Genomic DNA, 24,820 nt, shown 5'->3' on the forward strand with positions numbered 1-24,820 from the left:
GGGCCTGCTGCCGGTCAGCCCACGCCGTCCAGCAGCAGGCCCAGCCGGATGTCGAACCAGGTCTGCTCCTGCCGCCACGCCAGCGCAGCCCCCACCAGGAGTCGACTCAGCCCGCCGACCGTGTACGACCGCCATGGCCGGCCGTTCAGGAACTCCACCACCGCGGCGACGCACTCCTCCTGCGGAAGGCCGTGCGGGCCGGGACGGTGAGACACCAGCTCGGCGTCCATCGCGGCCAGCGCACGGCGGCAGAGCGACACGGTGGTGAACGACTGCCATGCGAACGGCGCCAACGCCGCGTGCACGACCGCCACCCGAACATCGTCAGCGCGAACCGGCACAGCCATCGAAAGCACCTCCTACTGCCGCCTGGCCTGCGCCGTTGGCGCACCGGCTGCGTCGTGGTCGGCGCGCCCTGGCCATCCCAGTCAAGTTAGTGTGCGACTTCCGCCGGACCGGAGCGGCGTGACGTCGGTTACGTTGCCGCTGAGCGCCAAGCGCGCCAACGGAGACGGCAGCATCACCTTTCTGAAGAGCCGCGGTCTGTTCCAAGGCCGTGTCCACGTGATCACCACTTCCGGCGTTCCCAAGCGGGTCGCCGTCTACGGCAAGACGCGGGACGGCATCCGGGAGAAGATCACGGCCCTCGAGGTTCAGGACAACCAGGGCATCCCGACGCCGGACACCAACGTGAAGATGGCGGACTACTTGGCGTACTGGCTGGCCACCGTCGTCAAGTCAACCGCCGACCGAAGACGTATCAGGGGTACGAGAGTGTGGAACGCGTCCACCTGATCTCCGGGCTGGGAAACCGGAAGCTGAGGAGCCTCCGAGCCACCGACGTTCGGACCTGGCTCGCCCGGGTGGCTACCACCTGCCAGTGCTGCGCGAACGGATGGGACAAGGCCCGCAAGGAACCGACCTGCTGCGCGGCGGGAGAGTGCTGCAACACGCGGCTCTCCCGCCGGGCTGCACGCGCTTTACGTGCTGGCGCTGGCCATGGGGATGCGGCGTGGCGAGCTGCTCGGACTCCACTGGAAGGAAACGGGGCTGGTGTCACCAGCCGGGTCGGAACCGCGATCGAGCCGGACAACCTCCGGCGGAGCTGGTACCCCTCCGGGATCGGCTCGGGCTCACGCTCCGGTTCCGTGCGGCAGATCGCCGGCCACAGCGACATCGGGGTGACCATGAAGGTCTACGCCCACGCCTCGCTGGACGAGCAGCGGAAGGCCCTCGGAGCGCTCGGAGACCGGCTCGCCTGAGCCGTTGGCATACCGGTTGGCATACGTGGCACGAAAAAGCCCCCGCAGCGCGATGCGCTCGGGGGCTTTGTGCTGTTCAGCACTGGTGGCCAGGGCCGGGGTCGAACCGGCGACCTTCCGCTTTTCAGGCGGACGCTCGTACCAACTGAGCTACCTGGCCGTACTGCACCGTCTCTTGCGAGACGAGCGATCCCGACGGGACTTGAACCCGCGACCTCCACCTTGACAGGGTGGCGAGCTAACCAACTGCTCCACGGGACCTGGTGCGGATCAGATCCGCTCAGGCCTTGCGGCACTGCACTGTACTACGGTAACGCGTGCCCCCAACGGGATTCGAACCCGTGCTACCGCCTTGAAAGGGCGGCGTCCTGGGCCACTAGACGATGAGGGCTTGCGGCCCCCCGGGCTGTTATCCAGCGTTCGGGGACGTCGAGAAGCATATGGGATGCCGGGCGGGAACACCAAAACGGTTTCCGGTCGGGTTGTCGGGTGTCGCGCCCGGGGGGTCAGGACCAGCCCAGTTCGTGGAGCTCGTGGTCGTCGAAGCCGAAGTGGTGGGCGACCTCGTGGATCACCGTGGTCCGGACCTCGTCGGTGATCTGCTCGTACGTCTCGCAGTACCGCAGGGTCGGCCCCATGTAGATGATGATCCGGTCGGGCAGCACCCCGGCGTACCACTCGCCGCGCTCGGTCAGCGGGGTGCCCTCGTACAGGCCGAGGAGGTCGGGGGAGGCCGGATCGGGCTCGTCCTCGACGAAGATCGCGACGTTGTCCATCATGGCCGCGAGCTTCGGAGGGATCTGGTCGAGGGCATCGGCGACCAGCGTCTCGAACTCGTCCCGGGTCATCTCCACCGACTCATTGTCGGGTGTGCGGTGACGGTGTGCCAGGTGATCGGCGCGGGTGATTCACTTGGGTGGTGCGCTCGGACAGGACAGGCGGGGTCGTGGCGCCGCCGCGGGAGGCCGCCGGCGGCCGGCCGCCGGTGCTGCGCGGCCAGGGCCCCACGGTGGCGGTGGTGGCGCTCGGCGGTGCCCTGGGGGCGTGTGCCCGCTACGGCGCGGCGTTGGCCTGGCCGACCGGCCCGGACGCCTTCCCGTGGACGACGCTGCTGGTCAACATGCTGGGCTGCGGCGTGATCGGGGTCTTCCTGGTCCTGGTCACCGAGGTCTGGGCGCCGCATCCGCTGCTGCGGCCGTTCTTCGGCACCGGCGTGCTGGGCGGCTTCACGACCTTCTCCACGGCCACCGTGGAGGTCCAGCGCCTGGTGGACCACGGTGCGCCCGCCCGCGGCCTGGGCTACCTGGCCGCGACGGTGCTGGGCGCGCTCGGCTCGGTCTGGATCGCCGCCGGCCTGACCCGGCGGCTGTTCCGTCGGCGGGCTGCATGAGCACGGGCCGCATGAGCACGGGGCGCCGCCCAGCCGCGGCGCGCCACGGGGCCGCCGTCGGCCACCGCGGTGGGCGCCCGCCGCGCAGCGCGAACAGGAGGACGGGATGAGCCGGCTCAGGGGTACCGCGCTGCGGCTGACCGTGCTGGTCGGGGAGAGCCACCTGCACCGCTCCCGGCCGCTGTACACCGAGGTGGTGCACCGGGCGCACGCCGCCGGGCTTGCCGGGGCGAGCGTGTTCCGCGGCATCGAGGGCTTCGGCGCGTCGTCGGTGATCCACACGGCCCGGCTGCTGTCGCTCGGCGAGGACCTGCCGGTGGCGGTCGTGGTGGTCGACACCGCGGAGCGGATCCGGGCCTTCCTGCCCCGGCTGGAGGACCTGCCGGGGCTCGGCCCGGTGCTGCTCGAGGAGTGCGAGGTCGTCCGGTTCGGCCCCGCGAAGGGCCCGGACGGCGCGGGCGCCACGGACGGCGACGGGGAGGCGGCCCGGTGAGCTGGCTGCTGGTGATCCTCGGCGCGGTGGTCGGCGCCCCGCTGCGCTACCTGACCGACCGCGCGGTGCAGTCCCGGCACGACTCGGTGTTCCCGTGGGGCACCTTCGCCGTGAACGTCTCCGGCTGCCTGGTGCTCGGGCTGCTCACCGCCGCCGCGGCGGCCGGCGCTGCCTCCTCCGACCTCCAGCTGCTGATCGGCACCGGACTGTGCGGGGCGCTGACCACGTACTCCACATTCTCGTACGAGACGCTGCGGCTGGCGCAGAGCGGAGCCGGGTTCCTGGCGCTGGCGAACGTCGGGGGCAGCGTCCTGGCGGGTCTCGGCGCCGCGTACGCGGGGACGGCGCTGGCGCACGCGTTCTGGGGCTGAGGCCCCGGCCGCTCTCCGGCGCCCGTCCCCGCGGGCGGGCGGACCGGGCGGTGCCCCGAACGGGGGCGCGCCCGTGTCCGGCGGGCCCTGCCGCGCGTTGGGCACCGGAGGGCGGTGGGCCCGGGTGGGCGGCGCGAGAGGTGGCTCGGGAGATGGCTGGGGTGATGGCCGGTGTGCGGCCGGGCGGGGCGAGGCGTCGGCGCGCGGTGGCAAGCGTCGCGATGGCGGCGCTGGCGGGGCTGGGGCTCAGCGGCTGCATGGCCGTGGGGTCGGGCTCGGCCGAGCTGCAGGGCAGCGACCGGCAGGCCGGGCAGGGCGACCTGCCGGGCGACTCCGGGGCGCCCGGCGCGCGCTCCACGGGCGGCGGGCACGGCTCGCACGGCGGGGTGCTGCCGGCCGCTGCCGCGCGGTCCGGGGCGAAGCCGTCCGGTTCGGCGGCCCCGAGCGGCCCGGGCGGTGGGCCGTCGGTCTCCGCCGAGTCGAGCCCGGTGCCGTCCGCCTCGCTGCCGGCCAACCGGAGCGTGGAGACCCCGCCGCCGCATCCGCCGACCCCCGGTCCGACCGGCGTCACCCCCTCGGCCACACCCGCCCCGGAGCCCACCGGCAGCGCGACGGCCGGCCCCTCCGACCCCGATCCACTGCCGAGCCTCCCCGGTTCCTCGGGTTCGGGTAGTGGGTCGGCCGATCATTGAGGGTCTGGCCAGCAGGTTTGCCTCTGATCCCCAGGCTCCTCTATGGTGGTAGATCGTTCGTTTGATTCATTTGACTGGCGCCCTGATTCTCTGAAATGGCGCCCTTGGCGCGTTCCGGCGATCCGTGGCTGACCGCATAGAGGCGGTTGTGTAACAGAACCCCGGACTTTGGCGCGTGCCACTTCCGGAAGGTTTTGCATGTCTCTCGTTGACGACGCCCGCTTCGCCATGCCCGCGAACGGTCTCGACGCCGCCGACACCACCGACACCGCCGAGCTGCTCGACACCGTCGAGCCCGCCGAGGCGAACACCGACACCGACGCCGCGGACACCGACACCGCGGTCGACGAGCCCACCCTCACCTTCGGTGACCTGGGCCTGCCGGACGAGGTCGTCCGCGCCCTCGCCAAGCGCGACGTCACCACGCCGTTCCCGATCCAGGCCGCGACCATCCCGGACGCCCTGGCCGGCAAGGACGTGCTGGGCCGCGGCCGCACCGGCTCCGGCAAGACCCTCAGCTTCGGCCTGCCGCTGCTGACCCGCCTCGCCGACGGCGAGCGCACCCGCGCCAAGCACCCCCGCGGCCTGATCCTGGTGCCGACCCGCGAGCTCGCCATGCAGGTCGCCGACGCCCTGGAGCCCTTCGGCTCGGTGCTCGGCCTCAAGCTCAAGGTGGTCTGCGGCGGCACCTCGATGTCCAACCAGATCTACGCCCTGGAGCGCGGCGTCGACGTCCTCGTCGCCACCCCGGGCCGCCTGCGCGACCTGATCAACCGCGGCTCCGCCAAGATGGACGACGTCCGCATCGCCGTCCTCGACGAGGCCGACCAGATGGCCGACATGGGCTTCCTGCCCGAGGTCACCGAGATCCTCGACCTGGTGCCGGCCGGCGGCCAGCGCCTGCTGTTCTCCGCCACCCTGGAGAACGAGATCGACACCCTGGTCAAGCGGTACCTGAACAACCCGGTCACCCACGAGGTCGACCCGTCCGCCGGCGCCGTCACCACCATGACCCACCACATCCTCGTGGTGAAGCCCAAGGACAAGGCGCCGATCACCAACGCGATCGCCGCCCGCAAGGGCCGCACCATCATCTTCGTCCGCACCCAGATGGGCGCCGACCGCGTCGCCGAGCAGCTGGTCGAGGCCGGCGTGAAGGCGGACGCCCTGCACGGCGGCATGACCCAGGGCGCCCGTACCCGCGTCCTCGGCGACTTCAAGGACGGCTACGTCAACGTCGTCGTCGCCACCGACGTCGCCGCCCGCGGCATCCACGTCGACGGCATCGACCTGGTGCTGAACGTCGACCCGGCCGGCGACCACAAGGACTACCTGCACCGCTCGGGCCGCACCGCCCGCGCCGGCCGCTCCGGCACCGTCGTCACCCTGGTGCTGCCGCACCAGCGCCGCACCGTCTTCCGCCTGATGGAGGACGCCGGCGTCGACGCCTCCCGCCACATCCTCGACCACGCCTTCGACGCCGAGGTGGCCCGGATCACCGGCGCCCGCTCGCTCGTCGAGGTGCAGGCCGAGTCCGCCGCCGGCATCGCCGGTGCCGCCGAGCGCGAGGTCGCCGACATGACCCGCCAGCTGGAGCGCGCGCAGCGCCGCGCCACCGAGCTGCGCGAGGAGGCCGACCGCCTCACCGCCCGCGCGGCGCGCGAGCGGGCCGCCCTGGGCATCGAGGACGAGCCCGCCGAGGAGGCCGGCGAGACCGTCGTCGCCGCCGAGGCGCCCGCCGTCGAGATCCCGGCCCCCGCGGCCGAGGCCGACCGCGCCCCGTCCTACCGCGAGGCGCGCACCGAGCGCCCGGCGTTCAACCGCGACCGCGACCGCGAGCGGCCCTCCTTCGGCCGTGACCGCGAGCGTCCGTCCTTCGGCCGCGACCGTGACCGTGACGACCGTGGTGGCCGTTCCTTCGGTGACCGTGACCGTGGCGAGCGCGGCGGCTTCAACCGTGACGACCGCGGTGGCCGTCCCTTCAACCGTGACGACCGTGGTGGCCGTTCCTTCGGTGACCGTGACCGTGACCGTGGCGAGCGCGGTGGCTTCAACCGTGACGACCGTGGTGGCCGTTCCTTCGGTGACCGTGACCGTGGCGAGCGCGGTGGCTTCAACCGCGATGACCGTGGTGGCCGTTCCTTCGGTGACCGTGACCGTGGCGAGCGCGGTGGCTTCAACCGTGACGACCGTGGTGGCCGTTCCTTCGGTGACCGTCCGGCCCGCTCCTTCGGTGACCGCCCGGCCTTCGGTGACCGCGACCGGGGCAACAACCGTCCGTTCGCCCGCCGCGACGACCACCGCTCCGGTGGCCGCCCGCAGGGCTTCGGCCGTGACGACCGTGGTGGCCGTTCCTTCGGTGACCGTGACCGTGGCGAGCGTGGCGGCTTCAACCGCGACGACCGCAAGCCGCGCTGGAAGAACTGACGCCCCGACAGGCTCCGGTACGGGCCCGCTCCACTTCGGTGGGGCGGGCCCGTCCGCGTTTTCCGGAGGCCGCGCGGGGCGAAGCGGGGTGTGCGAAGAAAAGGTCGAACCGCCGTCGCGCCGGGGTGGTAGCCTCCGACGGCTTTTCATCGAATACTCATACGCACCACCCAGCCGCCGGAGGGTGAGCCGGCCGCAGGCGGTGCACGTCCGGGGGGTTCTGTGTACGACAGATCCATGCCCGGCCGGAGGAGACGGAGACCCCTGTCCCGCTTTTCCGGCCGGTGGTTCACCACGCTCGTGGCCGCGCCCGCGGTGGCCTTCTCGGTGCTCGCGCCGGCCACCGGCGCCTTCGCCGCGACGCCCGCGCCCAGCGCGCCGCCGACCGCCGCGGCGAGCCCGTCCGCCGCCGCGTCCGCTCCTGCCGCGACGCCCGGTGCGCCGGCGCCCGCCACCTCCGTGCCCGCCGCCCGCCCGTCCGGGTCGCCGTCGGCCGGCGCGCCGAAGAGCACCGGGCGCTCCACGCCGCGCACCGGTGCCGAGGCCCCGAAGGACACCGCGTCCTGCGGCGGCGGCCTGGTGTTCGGCACGCCGATGGCCTGTCCCGGTATCACCGGTGGCCAGACGCACACCTACACGCTGACCACCCAGAAGCCCGGCGACACGGTCCTGCTGACGCTGCGCAAGGACCCGAACGCCTCCGCCTCGGTCAACACCGCGCTGTCCACCGCGGACGGCGAGGCGGTGCAGTGCACCACCCAGACCACCGGTCCGCTCCTCTGCGCGGCCGACGCGGCCGGCACGTACACGCTGAAGGTGACGGCGGACTGGGGCACGTCGGCCTACACCGTCGCGGTCGACTCGCGGCTCTCCGGTGCCTGCACCGACCTGCCTGCGGTGGCCTTCTCCTTCGCCGACCCGGCCCGGTCCGGCCACCTCGCCGACGGCTCCACCGGTGACTGCTACCGGTTCGACCTCCCCTCCGGCACGGTGCTGCGGGTGACCGGGCCGAGCCAGGGCAACCACCCGGGCCAGGTCGGGGCGGTCATCGGCGACCGGGACGGCACCGCGGTCTGCCTTCCCGGCCCGAACTACGCCACCACCTGCACCCTGACCGGCACCGGCCCGTACACCGCGCGGTTCTCCGAGCTGTACGCCGGTGAGGCGCAGTACACCCTGCGGATGACCCGGTTGAGCGACCCGCAGGGCTGCCCCGAACTCAAGACCGCCGTCTTCGGCGACACCGACCCGGCGCGCGCCGACGGCTCCGTCCCCCAGTACGCCGCGACCTGTCACACCGTCACCGCTGCGGCCGGGCCGCTCGGTGTCCGGGTGGTCAACGACGACGGCTACGGCAACCCGCCGGACGTCCACTGGGCGCTGTACGACAACGCCGCCAACCAGGTCTGCAACGGCTACGAGAGCCTCACCCGCTGCAGCGTCCCGAAGGCCGGCAGCCACCACCTGGTGGTCGAGCCCAGCGGCTACGCCAACCCGACCCGTTACCAGGTCGCCGTCTTCGACCTGGCCGCCACCACTGGCTGCGCGGAGCAGGTCGACACCGGCTTCGACCGGCCGGCCGTCACCGGGAGCGTCCGCTCCCGGCTGCAGATCGACTGCACGCCGTTCCGGGCCGCGCCCGGCGAGCGGATCATCGGCGAGAACAGCTGGAACAGCATCACCGACGCCACCGGCAAGGCGATCTGCGTCCGCGACTACTCGCAGGACGGCTGCGTGCTGCCCGGCTCGGGGCCGTACCGCATGCTCACCACGGGCATGAACGGCGCCACCGGCGACTACGCCCTCCAGATCCGCCGGCTGAACGACCCGGTCGGCTGCCCCACCGAGGCCTCGCAGCCGTACGGGACGGCACCCGCCGGCTCGACCGTCCGCTGCCGCACCCTGGACGCGACCACGGCAGGCCCGCACCTCCTGCACGCGGCGGACAACGCCCAGGTGACCGTCTACAAGCGGGACGGCACCCGGGTCTGCACCGGGGGCCCGGTCTGCGACCTTCCGGCCGCCGGCTCCTACACCGCCCTGTTCGGCGCCCCGCACGACCCGTACACCGCGGAGTCGAAGCTGGTCCTCCACGCGCCCGGCGAGACCAGGGGCTGCGTGCCGGGCAACGACGCCGGCCTGACCGGTGCCCGGGCCGAGGGCGACCTGACCGGTGACGGCCAGTACAACTGCCACACCCTGCCCAGCCCCAAGGGGGCCGTGCTCGCCCTGCTAGCCCCGACAGGCGACAACCTGATCAACCCGCCCACCCAGACGATCGTCGACGCCGCCGGCGTCCAGCAGTGCCAGACGCAGTACCGGAGCAGCACCTGCTCGCTGACCGGCACCGCGCCGTTCCGCCAGCTGGTCTCCGCCGGGGCTGCCGGCCACTACGCGATCACCGTCGCCCGGACGGACTCCCCGGCCGGCTGCGCGGCCTTCCCCGCGGACCGGTACGACGGCAAGCCAGGCACCGCGGTCAAGCTGACCGCCACGGCGCCCGTCCGCTGCCTTGCCGTTCCGGCGAACGGCCACGCCGCCTCCGAGCAGCTGGACTACGACTACAACCCGAAGCCCGCCACGGCGCCCCAGGTGCTGCCCGGCGAGTTCCACGTGTACGACCCGGCGGGCACGCAGGTCTGCCAGAGCTACGCGTTCAGCTCCTCGACCACGACCTGCTCCTTCGCGACGGGCAAGGCGTACACGGTGCTGCTGATCGGCGACGGCACCGAGCACGACTTCGAGGTCGTCCGCCGCGACATCACCGGCACCGCGCCGTGCACCGGCGTGAGCTCGACGACGGTCGGCGGCGCCCCGCTGCAGGGCCGGCTCACCGCCGCCCTCGCCGCGAACTGCGCGAGGATCCCGGCGGCGGCCGGCGACCGGCTGTCGATCTCCACCGGCAACAGCCCCGGCAAGGTGCTGCTGGTGGTGACCGACGCAACCGGACGTACGGTCTGCTCGGTGGTCAACCGGGAGTGCCTGGTGAGCGGTTCGGCCGGCTACCAGGCCGTCCTCACCGCGTACGACTACACCGGGACGCCCGTCGAGTACCGGCTGGACACCTGGCGGCTCTCCACCGCCGACGGGTTCCCGTCCGAGTGCCTGCGCACCCCGACGGCCGCCACCGGCTTCGGCCCGCTGACCGGCACCCTGACCCGGGACCGGGCCGCGGTCTGCGCCTCCGTGCCGGTCAAGCCGTTCGACCGGTTCCGGATCACCGGCGCCTACGCCCCGCAGGGCACGGCCGTGCCCAAGGCGCACCTGTACGGCACGGACGGTGCCGACTACTGCATCGACTTCCAGGGCAGCGAGGGCTTCTACACCGACTGCAACGTCCCGTACGGGGCCGGGCCCGCCGCGCTGCTGGTGCTCTCGCTGCGCCCCGGCGACACCTCGGTCGACTACCGGGTCACCGCCACCTGCACCAACGGCACCTGCGGCCCGGCCGAGCCCGCCGGCGGGACGGGAGCGGTCTTCACCCCGCTGCAGCCGGCCCGGTTGCTCGACACCCGGTCCGCGCTGGGGCGTGCCGGCAACGGGCCGGTCCCGGGCGGCCAGACGGTCGACCTGCAGGTCGCCGGCCGTGGCGGCGTCCCGGCCGCCGGGGCCGAGTCGGTGGTGCTGAACGTCACCGTCACGGACCCGGCAGGGCCCGGGTTCCTGACGGCCTGGCCGGCCGGCCAGGCCCGGCCCACCGCGTCCTCGCTGAACTGGACGGCCGGACGGACCGTGCCGAACCTGGTCACCGTGCCGCTCGGCGCGGACGGCAGGGTCAGCCTGTACGTGGGCAGCTCCGGCTCGGCCCAACTGGTCGCCGACGTCCTCGGCTACCACACGAAGACCGTGCCGGGCTCCGCCTTCACGCCGGTCGGTCCCGAGCGGCTGCTGGACACCCGCACGGGCAACGGCCGCCCGGGGACGGCCGCGGTGGCGGGCGGCGAGACCGTGCGGCTCCAGGTCGCCGGCCGCGGCGGGGTCCCGGCCGCGGGCGCCTCGGCCGTCGCCCTCAACGTGACGGTCACCGGGACCGCCTCCCCGGGCTTCCTGACGGCCTGGCCGACCGGTACCGCCCGCCCGGTGGCGTCCAACCTCAACTGGGCGGCCCAGCAGACCACGGCCAACATGGTGGTCGTCCCGCTCGGCGCGGACGGCACGGTCAGCCTGTTCAACGGCGGGCCGGGCGGCACCCACCTGGTCGCCGATGTGGCCGGGTACTACAGCGGCGCGGCCTCCGGTTCGCTCTACCGCAGCGCGGGCCCCGTCCGTCTGACCGACACCCGACAGCGCTCCGGCGCGCCGGTCGCCCCGCAGGGCCTGCTCCAGATCGACCTCTCGGGAACCCCGGCGGCCGGGGCGAAGGCGGTCGTGCTCAACGTGACCGTGGCGAACCCCGCGTCGGACGGCTACCTGACGGCCTGGCCGTCGGGCGCCCCGCGGCCCACCGCGTCCAACCTGAACTGGGTCAAGGACCAGGTGGTGGCCAACCAGGTCGTGGTGCCGGTCGGCGCCGACGGCAAGGTCAGCCTGTTCAACGGAGGCGCGGGACCGGTGCACGTGATCGTCGACCGGGTCGGTGTGTTCGGCTGAGTCCGGTACGACGGCGGGCCCGCTCCACTCCGGTGGGGCGGGCCCGTCCGCGTTCTCGACCGGACACAATTCCGGCCGTTGTTCTCGGAGTGAGAATAATCGGTGGCGGGCGGGACGGTGCGGCGCGTAGCGTCGCCGTCATGAGTCGAATGCATCAGGTGGCGGTCGAGAACGAGGAGATCGCCGAGCGGGGGAGCTACCGGGCGCACGGGGGTGCGGCGGTGGAGATCGGGTCGATGCTGGCCGCGGCCCGGGCGGGGACGGTCTCGTACGGGCCGGACGAGGTGCCCGGCCCCGGGGCGGGGCCCTTCACGGGGGCGGTCGAGGTCACGGCGGAGGGCAGCATCCAGGCCGGTGCGCGGCTGGCGGCGGAGGGCGGCGAGCACGTCGCGGTGCTGAACTTCGCCTCGGCGCGCAACCCGGGCGGCGGCTACCTGCGCGGCGCCAAGGCCCAGGAGGAGGACCTCTGCCGCAGTGCGCTGCTCTACCGCTGCCTGCTGGAGGCCCCCGACTACTACGCGGCGCACCGGGCCTCCGACGACCTGCGGTACAGCCACCGGGTGATCTGGTCGCCCGCCGTCCCGGTGATCCGTGGGCCGGGCGGGCTGCTGGCGGAGCCCTACCCGCTGTCGTTCCTCACCTCGCCCGCGCCCAACGCGGGCCAGCTGGCGCTGCGTTCCGCCGGCCGGCCGGTGGACGTCGCCGGGGTGCTCGCCGAGCGGGCCGGACGGGTGCTCGCCGTGGCGGCCCGGCACGGCGTCCGCGAGCTGGTCCTGGGGGCCTGGGGCTGCGGCGTGTTCCGCAACGACCCGGCGGTGGTGGCGGACGCCTTCGCCTCCGCCCTGGACGCCCGCGGCGGTGCCTTCACCAAGGTGGTCTTCGCGGTCTGGGACCGCTCGCCGGTGTCGGCGAACCGGGCGGCCTTCGAGAAGCGCTTCCCGGCCGCCTGAGCCACCTGAGCCGCCTGAGCCGCCAAGGCCGCCCGAGCCGGCCGCGGTGCGGGATTCAGGCGCCGCGGCGGGTGGCCAGCGCGGAGGCGGCGGCGACCACGCCGGTCACGGCGAGGACGGACGGCCAGGCGCCGATCTTCTTCGCCAGCGGGTGCGAGCCGCCGAACGCCGCGACGTACAGGCCGGTCAGCGCCGCGGCGGTGGCCGGGCCCGCCTGGCGGTGCCACTGGACGGCCGCGGTGGCCCCGGCGGCGGCGAGCACCGCCCCGCCGAGCTCACGGCGCCCGGTCCACCGCGCCGTGCCGTAACCGCCGATCAGCCCGGCCGCCGCCACCGCCGTGCTCGGGACACCCGCCATTGCCGTACTCCTCCGTCCGGGGACCAGTCCCTCGACCATAACCCGCGCCCCCGGGCCGGCCCGGGGATGGGCCGCACCCCGCGATCCGGCGCCCGGTCGGCCCGAAAAGCCGCCCGGCGGCGGCCGAGTTGATCCATACTCGCGGCCGTGACCACTGCCACCGGGAGCACCGCCGCCCAGGGCGAGACCGAACTGCGGGTCGGCCCGCTGGAGCTCTTCTTCGACCTCGTCTTCGTCTTCACCATCACCCAGCTGACCGCCAGCCTGGTCCACCACCTCACCCCCGGCGGGCTGGTGCGGGTCCTCGTGATGCTCGCGGTGATCTGGTGGATGTACGACGCGTTCATCTGGCTGACCAACGCGCTGCCGCCGTCCACCCACCCCCGGCGGGGCTTCCTGCTGCTCGGCATGACCGGGTTCCTGGTGGTCTCGCTCGCGGTGCCGCACGCCTTCGAGGGCAGCGGGGCCGCCTTCGGCTGGGCGTACCTGTTGGTGATCGCCGTGCACACCGGGATGTTCGCCACCACCGGGGTGGCCCGCGGGTCGGTGCTGCGGATGGGGGGGCTGAACCTGGTCATCGCGGCCCTGGTGGTGGTCGGCGGATACCTGCAGGGCACGGTCCAACTCGCCCTGTGGACGGCCTCGCTGGCGTTGCAGATCGCCAACCCGTACCTGGTCGACCTGCCGCAGTTCCACCTGCGGGCGGACCACTTCGTGGAGCGGCACGGGCTGGTGGTGATCGTGGCCTTCGGCGAGTCGGTGGTCGCCCTGGGCGCCGGGGCCGCGGGCCATCCGGAGCTCACCCCGGGGCCGGTCGGTGCGGCGGTCTGCGCGCTCGCGGTCTGCGTCGGCCTGTGGTGGGCCTACTTCGGGCACGACGACGACGAGCGGGCGGTCGCCGTGATGACGGTGCTGGACGACGAGTGGCGCAACCGCATCGCGATCCGCGTCCACAACCTCGGCCACTACGCGCTGCTGCTCGGGGTGATCCTCTTCGCGGCCGGCGCCGAGTCGGCCGTCGCCCACCCGACCGCCGCCCTGCCCACCGGCCAGGCCGCCGTGCTGGCCGCCGGTCCGGCGCTCTTCCTGGTCGCCAACACGGGGATCCGGAACGTCTTCGGGCTGCGCCCGCTGCTGCCCCGCCTGGTGGCGGCGGCACTGGTGGCGGCGACCGTCCCGCTGGGCACCCGCACCGCCGCGCTGGTCCAACTCGGTGCGATCGCCGTCCTGATGGCGGGTGCCTTCGGCTGGGAGGAGCGGCACCGGCTCGGCCGCGGCTGAGCCGGCGCCGCCCGGGTCAGACCAACCTGGCGCGCAGCGCCGCGAGTTCCTCCTCGGTGACGCCGTGGGCGAGCAGGTAGCCCTCGATCGAGCCGTGCAGTTCGCGCATCCGGGCGAGGGCGGCGAGCAGGTTCTCCGCCTCCACCGGGTGGGAGAGCTGCTCCTCGCCGTTCTCGTCCAGGTAGGGCACGGGCCCGCGATCCAGGCCGAGGTGCACGTTGGAGCGGAGGAAGTCCGCGACGATCTCGTCCTCGGAGAGCCCCGCGAGGTGGTGCAGCACGGCGACGGTCAGCCCGGTGCGGTCCTTGCCGACGGCACAGTGGACGATCGCGGGCGTCCCGTCCGGCGCGGCGAGCCGGCGGACCGTCCCGGCGATCGCGTACCCGCCGGTCTCGGCCATGAACAGGTAGACCGGGAGCGCCCCGGAGGGCCACTCGACGCCGGTCTCCGCCCGGTCCGGCAGCAGCGGCAGGTGGTGGTCCAGGTAGTCCAGGCCGTGCCGCTCGTCCGGCCAGCGGCTGCGCTCGCTCGCGGTGCGCAGGTCGACCACGACCCGGATGCCGAGCGCCTTCAGCGCCTGGGCGCCCTGCGGGGTGAGCAGGGCGAGGGTGCCGGAGCGGAACAGCACACCGGGGCGGACGGCGCCCACCCCGGCGTCCCGGAAGTTGGGCACGTCCGGGACGGCCGGGTGCGGCCGGGACCGTTGGTAGTCGAGGCGGTCGGGGACACCGGCGGGGGCCCCGCCGGCGGCGGCCGTCCCCGAGGACACGGTGGTGGCGGTAACAGCGGCGTCGGTGTCGACGGCGGCGTCGAACTCGCTCTCGGTCATGGGGCCAACGGTAGGCCGCCCGGCCGCGCCGCTCGGCCCGGATCGCCCGACTCGCCCCGCCGTGCGGGTCAGCGCCCGCCGGCGAGGTCCAGGAAGGCCCCGGTGGTGTACGAGGAGGCGGGCGAGAGCAGGAAGAGGATGCCCTCGGCGACCTCCTCCGGCCGTCCCCCGCGGCCCATCGGCAGCCCGGGCGCGACCCGGTCGACCCGGCCCGGCTCGCCGCCCAGCGCATGGATGTCCGTGTGGATCAGACCCGGCCGGACGGCGTTGACCCGGATGCCCTCGCCGGCGACCTCCAGGGCCAGCCCGCGGGTCATCGAGTCCAGCGCGCCCTTGGACGCGGCGTAGTCCACGTACTCGTTGGGCGAGCCCAGCCGGGAGGCCGCCGAGGACACGTTGACGATCGCCCCGCCTCGCCCGCCGTAGCGGGTGGACATCCGGCGCACCGCCTCGCCCGCGCACAGGAACGGGCCGGTGATGTTCGCCGCCCAGATCCGGGCCAGCCGGTCCTCGTCCAACGCGTCGAGGCGGCACTGCTTCTCCAGCGTGCCGGCGTTGTTCACCAGGGCGGTGAGCGTGCCGAGCCGCTCGTCCACCGTCTCGAACAGCCGCCGCGCGCCCTCGGCCCGGCTGACGTCCGCCCGGACGGCGATCGCGGTGCCGCCCTGGGCACGGATGCCGTCCACCACGGCCTGGGCCGAGACGCTGTCGTTGAGGTAGTTGATGCAGACCCGGTGGCCGCGGGCCGCCGCCAGCCTGGCGGTGGCGGCCCCGATCCCGCGTCCGCCGCCGGTGACCACAAGGACGTCGTCGCTCATGGCCCGACCGTATCCGACCCTGCCGTGTCCACAGTGTGGAAATCCGGGACGGCCGGTGTGTGGGCCCGAGAGCATGGGTCCATGACCGCGCAGCCCGCCGCCGAGCCGGACACCGCCGCCCGCACCGACGACGCGGCCTTCCTGGCCGCGGACGCCCTGATCGACCACCGGCACCCCGCGATCCGGGCGCTCGCCCGCGAACTGCGCGGGGCGAGCGCGGAGGAGACGGCACGCGCCCTGTACGAGTACGTCCGCGACCAGGTGGCGCACTCCTACGACGTGGACCGGTGGAGCGCCGCCGTCCGCGCCTCCGACGTGCTCGCCGCGGGCGACGCCGTCTGCCACGGGAAGGCCCACCTGCTGGTGGCCCTGCTGCGTGCCGAGGGCATCCCGGCCGGCCTGTGCTACCAGCGGGTGGAGCGGCTGCACGGCCTGGCGGCCGTCCGCCTGCCCGGGCAGCCGGAGTGGGTGCGGATCGACCCGCGCGGCAACCGGCCGGGCATGGACGCCCGCTTCGCGACCACGCCGGCGCAGGAACGGCTCGTCTACCCCGACGTTCCGCTGGAGCCCGGGGTGTACGCCACGGTGCCGCCCGCGCTGGCCGCCGGCCTCGCCCGCGGCGTGCCCGGGGCCGCCACCTTCGAGTACATCCCGACCGAGCTGTAGCGGGCTTCAGCCCGCGGCCGCGCGCAGCGCCTCGATCCTGGGCGCCCGGCTCTTCGGCGAGTCCAGGCTGAACCCGCGGGCGTCGCCGAGCTCCTCGCGGACGAACGCCTCGGTGCGGTCGATCGCCTCGCGCAGCGCCGCGTCCATCGGCACGTACAGCTGGTGCACGATCTCGCGCTGCTCCGGGTCGTACTCCCAGAGCCCGACGATCCGGCCGCGGTCCACCACGACATGGCTCTGCGGGTCGGCCTCGGTGCCGAAGCTGCGCCCGGCCCGCCCGGCCGGCAGTGTCCGCCCGGCGTCGGCCGGGTCCAGCAGCCGCGGCAGGTCCCGGTGCAGCAGGTGGACGCCGTCGATCCCGGCGAGCAGCGCGTACGAGGGCTCAGCGGGCGGCTCGAAGGACTCGAACTCGTCCACCAGGGCCGCCGGCAGCAGCAGATCGGTGCCGGGCAGGGTCACCAGGTCGAGCGGCGCCAGTGCGGCCTTGGCGGTCGCCGCGGTGAAGCCGGTGAACCACCGCAGGTGCCGGACGGCCGCCGGCGCGGCCCAGGCGAGGTAGCGCTCGGCGAGCTCCGCGGCCGAGCCCCGCACCGGCTGGTCCCACCGCACGTAGCCGTAACGCTGTTGGTCCAGGCGGCCGTTGACCGGCACCCGGCGGGCCTGGCCGCGGGCCTGCAGCAGACCCAGCGCCAGCGGCAGCGTGGTCGACACCCCGCGCTTTCGGCCCGCTTCGCCGAGCGACCGGACGGCCCCGCCCGCCGCCTCGCGGATCGCCGCAGGCTCCAACGGAGCGTCCGGCGCGAGGAGATGGCCGATCGTGAGGCACAGCTTCTCGATCTCGTCCCGGGTGACGCCGAGGTGCTTCACCGCCGAGGCGATCTCGCTCTCCGGGACACCGGCCCCCGCGGCCAGGCCCAGCGCGAAGTCCTCCGCCGGCAGCACGTAGGTGCAGCCGCGGGCGGACGGCAGCTCGTGCACCTCCAGCCCGGCCACCGCGGCGTCCACCGCCTCCCGGTGCAGGCCGGCTCGGGCGAACAGGCCCAGGTACGGTGCCGCGCCGCCCACCGAACGGGCCCAGCCGGTCGCGGCCAGCACCTCGGCCGCGGAGGAGCCCGCGTGCGCCCCGCCGGGCCCGCCCTCCAGCCACTGCCGGTGCGCCCACCAGGCCCTGAGCCTCGCCGCCGGGACCTCGCTGTCGATCAGCCCGTTCGCCATGCGCCCAGTATCGGCGCGCCGCGCGGCGGGCGGGCGGAGCGACCTACCGACAATTCGGTCGCGCTCCACCGAGCCCGCACGGCAGACTGCCGGTCCGGCCCCCTTCCGGGTTCCCGGAACCTCCCGACCCTCCGACGGACGGAGACGCCCGTGCACGTCCTGCTCGCCGGCATCGTCGGCTCCACCGCCTACGGCCTGGCCCACGCCGGCTCGGACATCGACCGGCTCGGCCTGTTCGCCGCCCCCACCGTCGACTTCCACGGCCTGCACCGGCCCGCCGAGTCGCACGTCACCACCGCGCCCGACCGCACCCTGCACGAGGCCGCCAAATGGTGCCGGCTCGCGCTGAGCTGCAACCCCACCGCCTCCGAACTCGCCTGGCTGCCGGAGGACCTGTACGAGGTGCGCACCCCGCTGGGCGAGGAACTCGTCGGCATCCGGCGGTCCTTCCTCAGCGGGCACGCCGTCCGCCGCTCCTACCTCGGCTACGCCACCCAGCAGTTCAGGAAACTGACGACCCGGGACACCGCCGATCCCACCGCGCGGGCCCGGGCCGCCAAGCACGCCCGGCACCTCGTCCGGCTGGTCGAGCAGGGCCTCGCCCTGCACGAGACCGGCGAGATCGTCGTCCGGCTCGCCGACCCCGAGCGGGTCCGCGCCCTCGGCGAGCGCTACGCCGAACGACCCGACGAGGCAGCGGGGCTGCTGGCCGCGGCGGAGGCCCGGTTCGACCGTCCCGGCGTGCTGCCGGAGAGGCCCGACGAGGCCCCGGCCGAGGCCTGGCTGCGCCGCGTCCGGGCCGTCCACCTGGCCGCGGCGGCCTGACCGGCGCCCGTGCACCGGTTCGAGCCCCGGCGCGGCGCACAATCCCCTGGCGGCCCCCGGGGGATCACCGGGTAGGATCTGCCCCGGCGAGCGCTGTACCAGCATGGTCGCGCCCGCCGGCGGGCCGCTAGCTCAATTGGCAGAGCTGCGGACTTTTAATCCGTAGGTTCAGGGTTCGAGCCCCTGGCGGCCCACCTGTTCGGCGAAGTCCGGCACCGGCGAGACGCGGTGCCGGACTTCGGCGTTTCGTGGCTCAGGCGCCGCCGCGGGCCGCGGTGAGGACCGGGCGCAGCAGGTCGAGGACGGCCGTCCAGCGGTAGTCCGCGCGGCCGGCGTCGGTGCGCGCGGGGTGGGGGACGGCGTCACCGATCAGCACGCCCATGCCGCGCAGCCGGTCGAGGGCGGCGGCGTAGGCGGGGTGGGCGGCCTGGGCGGCGTTGACGTACGGCTGGACGGCGGTGGGGGTGCCGAGGCCGTGGGCCTCGCAGAGGATGCCGAGGGCGAGGGTGTCGGAGATGCCGGCGGCCCACTTGTTGACGGTGTTGAAGGTGGCGGGGGCCACCGCGATCGCGTCGGCCCAGGGCAGCGGCTGCGGACTGCCCGGGGTGCGCCAGGCCGACCGGACGGGGTGCCCGGTCCGCGCCTCCACCGCCTCCCGGTCGATGAAGCCGAGGGCGTTGGGGGTGGCGACGACGCCGACGCCCCAGCCCTCGTTCCGGGCGGCGGTGATCAGGGTGCCGACGTCGGCCGCGATGCCGGCGGCGCAGACGACGACGTAGAGGAACGGCCGGTGCTGCTCGGTCACCCTGGACTCCCCGGTGCGGTCGGCGGTGGTGCGTGCGGCACAGGGGCATCCTGCCCCGTCCGCGGCCCGCCGTCCCGACCCGTGGCGGCGGGCCGGAACGGACGCTGCGTCAGAGCTTGGCGAACGGCGTGAAGATCGGCCGGTAGATCTTGATCTGGTAGGCCATCGAGACGTCGTCGACCAGGAACGGCACCCGGTTCGCGCTGTCGTCGACCGAGAAGAAGGAGAGCACGGTGTGCTGCTCGGTGGACGAGTAGAACGCGCTCGGCAGGGTGACGGTCACCTTCTCGTACGCGCCGCTGCTGTCCTTGTTGGTGCGGGTGACGAGGGTGTAAGGCGTGCCGTCCGGCGCGGTGGCCTCCACGGTGAGCTCGTGGTAGCCGAAGGTGGCCGGGGTCGGCGCGTCGATGCGCAGCCAGAAGGTGAGCACCGGCACCCGGAAGGCCGGGACGGTCACCTGCTGGGAGATCCGGTCCATGCCCGCCCGGCCGTGGCCGCCGAGTTCGGCCTTCCAGGTGCCGGAGTGCGCGGGGTGCGCCGAGGAGTTGTTGATCAGATCGGTGCCGAACGGAACCGAGAACGTGTTCCATCCGCTCGCGCCGACCTCGAAGTCGGGGTTGGCGACACCGGCCGGCGCGGCCTGGGCGGCCGGGGCGGTCAGCAGGCCGACGGCGGCCGCGGCGGCGAGGACGGAAGTGGCGATACGCGCCTTCCGGAATATGGCCTTCATGGTTCTCCTGGTCGAGGTGGCCGCCCGCACCTGCTGTCGGTGCCCGGGGCGGCGGTGTTCCGGCGCGGCCCGGGGCCGCACGAGGAACGTACCGTTCACCACTGACTCCACCGAGGTGGAACCGGTTCCCGATCTGATGCCAGGTCAGTCATTCGTCCAGGTGCGGGGACGAACGGCCGGGACGGGTGGCCGGGGCACGGCTGCCCCGGCCCCCGGGCCCGGTCAGTAGCGCGGCTTGCGGGTCAGGGCGATGCCGCCGAGCAGGAAGGCCACCCCGAGCACGCCGGCGATGACGGCGCGGTGGTCCGCGTGGGCTTGTGGCTGGCGTGCATGACCGCGGTGACCCGGCCGGCCACGGCGCTGATGTAGCGGAAGATCGTGATGAAGATCTTCAGGTTGGGGTTCATCCGATGCCTTTCGTCGGGTGGTGCGGGTGGTGGTGCGGGGCCCTCAACGGGCGGCCCGCGGTCCGCGCTCCGCGGGTGCGGTCGCGGCGGCGGTGAGGCCGAGCGGCATCACCCAGGCGTCCGGGTCCGACCGGAATCGGTTCCAGCGGTCCGCGGCGAGGGCGAGTTCGGCCAGTGAGAGGACGCCCCGGGCCACCAGCGGCTCCAGCCGCTGCGGGCCGCCGGCCGCGCGCCGTGCACCACTTCGCCGGCCAGGAGGACGACCGCGACGCGCTCTGGCAGGGCTGGCTCGACGCCGGCTACACCGTGGAGGGCATGTACCACCTCTCCCCCAGCCACGGGCTGCGCGCCGAGCGCGAACTCTCCACCCCGGAGCGGGTCAACATGCCCGCCGCCTACCGGGCCGCCGTGGACCCGTCCTTCTCCGGCCTCGCCGAGAACTTCCGGCGCACCCACGGCCCGGGCGGCTCCTTCGTCGACCCGTCCACGCTGACCGGCGCGTTCGGCGTCATCAACCCGCTGCGGCGCGGCCGCTGACCGGCCCCGGAGCCGCCGCACCCCGCTCCGGTGGCGGGGCGCGGCGGCACCGGGAAGGGTGGGCGGGAGTGTGGCCCCGTGCGGCACGGGGCCGGACCCGCTCCCAGGGAGGCACGATGCCCGAGGTAACCACCCGCTACCGGCCCGGCACCCCCTGCTGGGTCGACCTGATGGCCAAGGACCAGCAGGCCGCCCTCGACTTCTACCGCGACCTGTTCGGCTGGCAGGGCGAGGTCGGCCCGGCCGAGTTCGGCGGCTACGCGATCTGCTCGCTGAACGGCCGCCCGGTGGCCGGGATCGCCCCGCAGATGGCCCCCGAGGGCGAGCCGCTGCCGCCCGTCGTCTGGACGACCTACCTGGCCTCCGACGACGCCGACGCCACCCTCGCCGCGGTCAACGCCGCCGGCGGCACCACCCTGATGCCGGCCGTGGACGTCGGCGACGTCGGCCGGATGCTGGTCGCCAGCGACCCGACCGGCGCCGTCTTCGGGGTCTGGCAGCCCGGCGAGTTCTTCGGCGCCCAGGTGGTCAACGAGCCCGGCGCGCTGACCTGGAACGACCTGCACACCAGCGACGTCGACGCCGCCTCCGCCTTCCTCCGCTCCGCGTTCGGGGTGGAGACCGCCGCGATGGAGGGCATGCCCGGGTACCACGGCATCCACGTCGACGGCCGGGCCGTCGGCGGCGTCGTCGGCCTGCAGGACGACCCGCCCGGCACCCCCTCGCACTGGCGGGTCTGGTTCGCCGTCGACGACACCGACAGCACCGTCGACGCCCTGGTGAAGGCCGGCGGTACGGTCCTCGCCCCGCCGTCCGACGGCCCGGCCGGCCGCTCCGCCCTGGTCGCCGACCCGCAGGGCGCCGCCTTCGCGGTGATCACCGTCCCCTGAGCCGCGCCGACCGCCGACCGCCGGTGTGCCGCCCGCCCGCGCCGTCCCAACACGCCGGGCGCGAATGGGCGGCATATCCGCGACCGCACCGGCAAGACTTGCAGCCATGCTGGGGCTTCCGGACGACATCCACGCCTTCCTGTTCGACCTCGACGGCGTGCTGACGCAGACCGCGACCGTGCACGCCGCCGCCTGGAAGGACATGTTCGACACCTTCCTGCGCGCCGAGGCGGACCGCACCGGCGCACCCTTCGTACCCTTCGACCCGGTCGCCGACTACGACGAGTACGTCGACGGCCGGCCCCGGCTCGACGGCACCCGGGCCTTCCTGGAGTCCCGCGGCGTCCACCTGTCCGAGGGCGACGAGCAGGACGCCCCCGGCACCCGCACCCTCCGGGGCCTCGGCCGGGCCAAGAACGACACCGTGCTGCGGATGATCCGCGAGCAGGGCGTCGAGCCCTACCCCGGCTCCGTCGCCTACCTGCACCGGCTGCGCGACCTCGGCCTGCCGCGCGCCGTGGTCTCCTCAAGCGCCAACTGCCGGGACGTGCTGCGGGCCGCCGGCATCGACGGCCTCTTCGACGTGGTGGTCGACGGCGTCACCGCCCACCGCGACCACCTGGCCGGCAAGCCCGCGCCCGACACCTACCTCGCCGCCGCCCGGGCCCTCGGCACCACACCCGAGCACGCCGCCGTCTTCGAGGACGCGCTGGCCGGCGTCGCCTCCGGCCGGGCCGGCGGTTTCGGCACCGTGGTCGGCGTCGACCGGGTCGGCCAGGCCGGGGAACTGCGCGCGCACGGCGCCGACATCGTCGTCCGCGACCTCGCGGACCTCCTCCCCGACGCGCCCGGGGAGGAGTGGTGACCAGCCAGGACACCTTCACCGTCGACCCGTGGGGCGTGGTCGAGCACGGCCTCGACCTGGCCGGCCTGGCCCGCGCCGAGTCCGTCTTCGCCCTCTCCAACGGCCACATCGGACTGCGCGCCAACCTCGACGAGGGCGAACCGCACGGCCTGCCCGGCACCTACCTCAACGGCGTCTTCGAGCTGCGCCCGCTGCCCTACGCGGAGAGCGGCTACGGCTACCCGGAGTCCGGGCAGAGCGTCATCAACGTCACGAACGGCAAGATCATCCGACTGCTGGTCGACGACGAGCCCTTCGACCTGCGCTACGGCGACCTGCACCAGCACCAGCGCAGCCTCGACTTCCGGGACGGGGTGCTGCACCGCACCGCCGAGTGGACCTCCCCCGCCGGACGGACCGTCAAGGTCTCCTCCGCCCGCCTGGTCTCGCTCACCCAGCGCGCCGTCGCCGCCTTCGACTACACCGTCGAGGCCGTCGACGGTCCCGTCCGGATCGTGCTCCAGTCCGAACTGGTCGCCAACGAGCAGCTGCCGGACGGCGAGCGCGACCCGCGGGCCGCCGCCGTGCTGGAGGCGCCGCTGGTCGCCGAGGCGCACGAGGCGATCGGCACCAAGGCCGTCCTGGTGCACCGCACCCGCTACAGCGGTCTGCGGGTCGCCGCCGGCATGGACCACATCATCGAGGGGCCCAAGCGCTTCGAGGCCACCGCCGAGGCCACCGAGCAGCAGGGCCGGATCAGCGTCACCACCGTCCTGCAGGCCGGCGAGAAGCTGCGGCTGGTCAAGTTCGTCGCGTACGGCTGGTCGGCGACCCGCTCGCTGCCCGCCGTCCGCGACCAGGTGGAGGCCGCGCTGACGGCCGCCCGCTACACCGGCTGGGACGGGCTCGTCGCCGAGCAGAAGGGCTTCCTCGCCGACTTCTGGGGCGGCAGCGACATCGAGGTCGAGGGCGACGTCGAACTGCAGCAGGCCGTCCGCTTCGCCCTGTTCCACGTGCTGCAGGCGGGCGCCCGCAGCGAGGAGCGGGCCATCCCGGCCAAGGGCCTCACCGGCCCCGGCTACGACGGCCACAGCTTCTGGGACACCGAGACCTTCGTCCTGCCGGTGCTCACCTACTGCCTGCCCTCCGCCGTCGACCAGGCGCTGCGCTGGCGGCACACCACCCTGCCGATGGCCCGTGAGCGCGCCGCCCAGCTCGGCCTGGCCGGCGCGGTCTTCCCGTGGCGGACGATCCGCGGCGAGGAGTGCTCCGGCTACTGGCCGGCCGGCACCGCCGCCTTCCACATCGGAGCGGACATCGCCGCCGCGGTGGTCCGCTACGTGCACGCCACCGCCGACGTCGAGTTCGAGCGCACCTGGGGCCTGGAACTGCTCGTCGAGACCGCCCGGATGTGGCGCTCGCTCGGCCACCACGACCCGGCCGGCCGGTTCCGCATCGAGGGCGTCACCGGCCCGGACGAGTACAGCGCCGTCGCCGACAACAACGTCTTCACCAACCTCATGGCGCAGACCAACCTGCGCGCCGCCGCCGAGGCCGCCACCCGGCACCCGCTGGAGGCCGCCGCGCTCGGCGTCGACACCGAGGAGGCGGCCGCATGGCGGGACGCCGCCTCCGCGATGTTCATCCCCTACGACGAGAACCTCGGCGTCCACCCGCAGGCCGACGGCTTCACCGACCACCAGCAGTGGGACTTCGAGAACACCCCGGCCGAGAACTACCCGCTGCTGCTGCACTACCCCTACTTCGACCTGTACCGGAAGCAGGTCGTCAAGCAGGCCGACCTGGTGCTCGCCATGCAGGTCCGCGGCGACGCCTTCACCGACGAGCAGAAGGCCCGCAACTTCGCCTACTACGAGCGCCTCACCGTCCGGGACTCCTCGCTGTCCGCCTGCACCCAGGCGGTCATCGCGGCCGAGGTCGGCCAGCTCGACCTCGCCTACGACTACACCGCCGAAGCCGCCCTGATGGACCTGCACGACCTCGGTGGCAACACCCGCGACGGGCTGCACATGGCCTCCCTCGCCGGGGCCTGCATCGCCCTGGTGGCCGGCTTCGGCGGTCTGCGCGACCGCGGCGGCCGGCTCTTCTTCCGGCCCCGGCTGCCCTCCGGGCTGCGCCGGCTCTCGTTCGCGCTGCGGGTCCGCGACAGCCTGCTGCGGGTCGAGATCACCCACGCCACCACCAGGTACACGCTGAAGCGCGGGCAGAGCATCCAGGTGCAGCACGACGGCGAGGTGCTGGAGGTGAAGTCGGGTTCGCCGGTGCACCGGCCGACCGTCGTCGCCGATCCACCGCCGGAGCGGTGCATCCAGCCGCCCGGCCGCGAACCGGCCCGGCGGCACCCGCAGGCCGGCGTGCACACCCAGCCGATCGAGCACCTGCCCGCGGAGTGACGCCGGGCGGTCACCCGTTCGCCGCC

The 24,820-nt window shown here is 74.2% G+C and carries 25 protein-coding genes and 4 tRNA genes; 16 read left to right on the forward strand and 13 right to left on the reverse strand.

Translation table 11 applies throughout. The annotated features are described in order from the left end of the window. Positions 1-14: 14 nt before the first annotated feature. On the reverse strand, positions 15-314 hold the full coding sequence (locus AB0P35_RS12185; RefSeq protein ID WP_363509721.1) for a hypothetical protein: 300 nt from the start codon (positions 312-314) through the stop codon (positions 15-17). 250 nt (positions 315-564) lie between these two features. Here AB0P35_RS12185 and AB0P35_RS12190 point away from each other — a divergent pair, with 250 nt between their 5' ends. Continuing rightward, a complete protein-coding gene (locus AB0P35_RS12190; RefSeq protein ID WP_363509723.1) occupies positions 565-795 on the forward strand; it encodes a hypothetical protein in 231 nt (76 codons plus the stop codon). Between the two features lie 550 nt (positions 796-1,345). Here AB0P35_RS12190 and AB0P35_RS12195 read toward each other — a convergent pair. From AB0P35_RS12195 to AB0P35_RS12210, 4 genes are all read right to left on the reverse strand, one after another. Further along, positions 1,346-1,422: transfer RNA gene (locus tag AB0P35_RS12195), tRNA-Phe, on the reverse strand. Positions 1,423-1,449: 27 nt separating this feature from the next. Next, positions 1,450-1,523: transfer RNA gene (locus AB0P35_RS12200), tRNA-Asp, on the reverse strand. Between the two features lie 57 nt (positions 1,524-1,580). After that, positions 1,581-1,653, reverse strand: a tRNA-Glu gene (locus AB0P35_RS12205). A gap of 115 nt (positions 1,654-1,768) precedes the next feature. Continuing rightward, positions 1,769-2,110: a metallopeptidase family protein gene (locus AB0P35_RS12210; protein ID WP_095873704.1), complete on the reverse strand. Its 342-nt coding sequence runs from the start codon at positions 2,108-2,110 to the stop codon at positions 1,769-1,771. A 98-nt stretch (positions 2,111-2,208) separates the two neighbouring features. Here AB0P35_RS12210 and AB0P35_RS12215 point away from each other — a divergent pair, with 98 nt between their 5' ends. From AB0P35_RS12215 to AB0P35_RS12245, 7 genes are all read left to right on the forward strand, one after another. Further along, a complete protein-coding gene (locus AB0P35_RS12215; RefSeq protein WP_095873703.1) occupies positions 2,209-2,652 on the forward strand; it encodes a CrcB family protein in 444 nt (147 codons plus the stop codon). A gap of 106 nt (positions 2,653-2,758) precedes the next feature. Next, entirely contained in the window at positions 2,759-3,145 is a 387-nt protein-coding gene (locus AB0P35_RS12220; protein ID WP_095873702.1) for a DUF190 domain-containing protein, read from the forward strand. Further along, on the forward strand, positions 3,142-3,516 hold the full coding sequence (gene crcB / locus AB0P35_RS12225) for a fluoride efflux transporter CrcB (RefSeq protein WP_363509725.1): 375 nt from the start codon (positions 3,142-3,144) through the stop codon (positions 3,514-3,516). The genes AB0P35_RS12220 and crcB overlap by 4 nt, the downstream gene beginning before the upstream one ends. A gap of 206 nt (positions 3,517-3,722) precedes the next feature. Further along, the gene (locus AB0P35_RS12230) at positions 3,723-4,208 is read left to right on the forward strand and encodes a hypothetical protein (protein WP_363509727.1); all 486 of its coding nucleotides are present in this window, start codon (positions 3,723-3,725) and stop codon (positions 4,206-4,208) included. Between the two features lie 198 nt (positions 4,209-4,406). Beyond that, a complete protein-coding gene (locus AB0P35_RS12235; RefSeq protein WP_363509729.1) occupies positions 4,407-6,635 on the forward strand; it encodes a DEAD/DEAH box helicase in 2,229 nt (742 codons plus the stop codon). Positions 6,636-6,935: 300 nt separating this feature from the next. Next, positions 6,936-11,225: a hypothetical protein gene (locus AB0P35_RS12240; protein WP_363509731.1), complete on the forward strand. Its 4,290-nt coding sequence runs from the start codon at positions 6,936-6,938 to the stop codon at positions 11,223-11,225. Between the two features lie 140 nt (positions 11,226-11,365). After that, positions 11,366-12,175: a TIGR02452 family protein gene (locus tag AB0P35_RS12245; protein WP_363509733.1), complete on the forward strand. Its 810-nt coding sequence runs from the start codon at positions 11,366-11,368 to the stop codon at positions 12,173-12,175. Between the two features lie 55 nt (positions 12,176-12,230). Here the strand turns inward: AB0P35_RS12245 and AB0P35_RS12250 are convergent, their stop codons facing one another. Then, positions 12,231-12,533: a hypothetical protein gene (locus tag AB0P35_RS12250; RefSeq protein ID WP_363509735.1), complete on the reverse strand. Its 303-nt coding sequence runs from the start codon at positions 12,531-12,533 to the stop codon at positions 12,231-12,233. 147 nt (positions 12,534-12,680) lie between these two features. On the opposite strand from AB0P35_RS12250, the gene AB0P35_RS12255 reads away from it, so the two are divergent. Beyond that, positions 12,681-13,814 (forward strand): low temperature requirement protein A, encoded by a 1,134-nt coding sequence (locus tag AB0P35_RS12255; RefSeq protein WP_363509737.1) that lies wholly within the window; start codon positions 12,681-12,683, stop codon positions 13,812-13,814. A 16-nt stretch (positions 13,815-13,830) separates the two neighbouring features. On the opposite strand, the gene AB0P35_RS12260 is transcribed toward AB0P35_RS12255, so the two are convergent. Together AB0P35_RS12260 and AB0P35_RS12265 are read right to left on the reverse strand one after the other, a co-directional pair. Beyond that, positions 13,831-14,643 carry a tyrosine-protein phosphatase gene (locus AB0P35_RS12260; protein ID WP_363509739.1) on the reverse strand — a complete coding sequence of 271 codons (813 nt, stop codon included), beginning with the start codon at positions 14,641-14,643 and terminating at the stop codon, positions 13,831-13,833. A 68-nt stretch (positions 14,644-14,711) separates the two neighbouring features. Further along, a complete protein-coding gene (locus AB0P35_RS12265; protein ID WP_095873693.1) occupies positions 14,712-15,461 on the reverse strand; it encodes an SDR family oxidoreductase in 750 nt (249 codons plus the stop codon). Positions 15,462-15,542: 81 nt separating this feature from the next. On the opposite strand from AB0P35_RS12265, the gene AB0P35_RS12270 reads away from it, so the two are divergent. Next, positions 15,543-16,127, forward strand: a complete 585-nt coding sequence (locus tag AB0P35_RS12270; protein WP_363509741.1) for a transglutaminase family protein — start codon at positions 15,543-15,545, stop codon at positions 16,125-16,127. Between the two features lie 6 nt (positions 16,128-16,133). Here the strand turns inward: AB0P35_RS12270 and AB0P35_RS12275 are convergent, their stop codons facing one another. Continuing rightward, positions 16,134-17,342 carry a crosslink repair DNA glycosylase YcaQ family protein gene (locus AB0P35_RS12275; protein WP_363509743.1) on the reverse strand — a complete coding sequence of 403 codons (1,209 nt, stop codon included), beginning with the start codon at positions 17,340-17,342 and terminating at the stop codon, positions 16,134-16,136. Positions 17,343-17,492: 150 nt separating this feature from the next. On the opposite strand from AB0P35_RS12275, the gene AB0P35_RS12280 reads away from it, so the two are divergent. Continuing rightward, complete coding sequence (locus AB0P35_RS12280; RefSeq protein WP_363509745.1) at positions 17,493-18,167, forward strand: nucleotidyltransferase domain-containing protein; 675 nt, start codon at positions 17,493-17,495, stop codon at positions 18,165-18,167. Between the two features lie 121 nt (positions 18,168-18,288). Continuing rightward, a tRNA-Lys gene (locus AB0P35_RS12285) sits at positions 18,289-18,361 on the forward strand. Between the two features lie 59 nt (positions 18,362-18,420). Here the strand turns inward: AB0P35_RS12285 and AB0P35_RS12290 are convergent. From AB0P35_RS12290 to AB0P35_RS12305, 4 genes are all read right to left on the reverse strand, one after another. Continuing rightward, complete coding sequence (locus AB0P35_RS12290) at positions 18,421-18,972, reverse strand: flavoprotein (protein WP_363509747.1); 552 nt, start codon at positions 18,970-18,972, stop codon at positions 18,421-18,423. A gap of 109 nt (positions 18,973-19,081) precedes the next feature. Then, entirely contained in the window at positions 19,082-19,702 is a 621-nt protein-coding gene (locus AB0P35_RS12295) for a hypothetical protein (RefSeq protein ID WP_363509749.1), read from the reverse strand. 242 nt (positions 19,703-19,944) lie between these two features. Continuing rightward, a complete protein-coding gene (locus AB0P35_RS12300) occupies positions 19,945-20,109 on the reverse strand; it encodes a hypothetical protein (RefSeq protein WP_363509751.1) in 165 nt (54 codons plus the stop codon). A 43-nt stretch (positions 20,110-20,152) separates the two neighbouring features. Then, positions 20,153-20,305, reverse strand: a complete 153-nt coding sequence (locus AB0P35_RS12305; RefSeq protein WP_363509753.1) for a hypothetical protein — start codon at positions 20,303-20,305, stop codon at positions 20,153-20,155. Between the two features lie 38 nt (positions 20,306-20,343). Here AB0P35_RS12305 and AB0P35_RS12310 point away from each other — a divergent pair, with 38 nt between their 5' ends. The 4 genes from AB0P35_RS12310 (at position 20,344) to AB0P35_RS12325 (ending at position 24,794) form a co-directional block, all read left to right on the forward strand. Further along, complete coding sequence (locus tag AB0P35_RS12310) at positions 20,344-20,646, forward strand: hypothetical protein (RefSeq protein ID WP_363509755.1); 303 nt, start codon at positions 20,344-20,346, stop codon at positions 20,644-20,646. 116 nt (positions 20,647-20,762) lie between these two features. Then, on the forward strand, positions 20,763-21,536 hold the full coding sequence (locus AB0P35_RS12315; protein ID WP_363509757.1) for a VOC family protein: 774 nt from the start codon (positions 20,763-20,765) through the stop codon (positions 21,534-21,536). Between the two features lie 106 nt (positions 21,537-21,642). Then, positions 21,643-22,401, forward strand: a complete 759-nt coding sequence (locus tag AB0P35_RS12320; protein ID WP_363509759.1) for a beta-phosphoglucomutase family hydrolase — start codon at positions 21,643-21,645, stop codon at positions 22,399-22,401. Continuing rightward, the gene (locus AB0P35_RS12325) at positions 22,398-24,794 is read left to right on the forward strand and encodes a glycosyl hydrolase family 65 protein (RefSeq protein WP_363509761.1); all 2,397 of its coding nucleotides are present in this window, start codon (positions 22,398-22,400) and stop codon (positions 24,792-24,794) included. Before AB0P35_RS12320 ends, AB0P35_RS12325 begins: the two co-directional genes overlap by 4 nt. The last annotated feature ends 26 nt before the right edge of the window (positions 24,795-24,820 follow it).

It is taken from the genome of Kitasatospora sp. NPDC085879, assembly GCF_040686255.1.
Classification (GTDB): Bacteria; Actinomycetota; Actinomycetes; order Streptomycetales; family Streptomycetaceae; genus Kitasatospora.

Coding starts and splice junctions, on each gene's coding strand:
- AB0P35_RS12210 (WP_095873704.1), bottom strand. CDS start 2,110: ATGACCCGGGACGAGTTCGAGACGCTGGTCGCCGATGCCCTCGACCAG.
- AB0P35_RS12220 (WP_095873702.1), top strand. CDS start 2,759: ATGAGCCGGCTCAGGGGTACCGCGCTGCGGCTGACCGTGCTGGTCGGG.
- AB0P35_RS12235 (WP_363509729.1), top strand. CDS start 4,407: ATGTCTCTCGTTGACGACGCCCGCTTCGCCATGCCCGCGAACGGTCTC.
- AB0P35_RS12245 (WP_363509733.1), top strand. CDS start 11,366: ATGAGTCGAATGCATCAGGTGGCGGTCGAGAACGAGGAGATCGCCGAG.
- AB0P35_RS12250 (WP_363509735.1), bottom strand. CDS start 12,533: ATGGCGGGTGTCCCGAGCACGGCGGTGGCGGCGGCCGGGCTGATCGGC.
- AB0P35_RS12260 (WP_363509739.1), bottom strand. CDS start 14,643: ATGACCGAGAGCGAGTTCGACGCCGCCGTCGACACCGACGCCGCTGTT.
- AB0P35_RS12265 (WP_095873693.1), bottom strand. CDS start 15,461: ATGAGCGACGACGTCCTTGTGGTCACCGGCGGCGGACGCGGGATCGGG.
- AB0P35_RS12270 (WP_363509741.1), top strand. CDS start 15,543: ATGACCGCGCAGCCCGCCGCCGAGCCGGACACCGCCGCCCGCACCGAC.
- AB0P35_RS12275 (WP_363509743.1), bottom strand. CDS start 17,342: ATGGCGAACGGGCTGATCGACAGCGAGGTCCCGGCGGCGAGGCTCAGG.
- AB0P35_RS12295 (WP_363509749.1), bottom strand. CDS start 19,702: ATGAAGGCCATATTCCGGAAGGCGCGTATCGCCACTTCCGTCCTCGCC.
- AB0P35_RS12300 (WP_363509751.1), bottom strand. CDS start 20,109: ATGAACCCCAACCTGAAGATCTTCATCACGATCTTCCGCTACATCAGC.
- AB0P35_RS12315 (WP_363509757.1), top strand. CDS start 20,763: ATGCCCGAGGTAACCACCCGCTACCGGCCCGGCACCCCCTGCTGGGTC.
- AB0P35_RS12320 (WP_363509759.1), top strand. CDS start 21,643: ATGCTGGGGCTTCCGGACGACATCCACGCCTTCCTGTTCGACCTCGAC.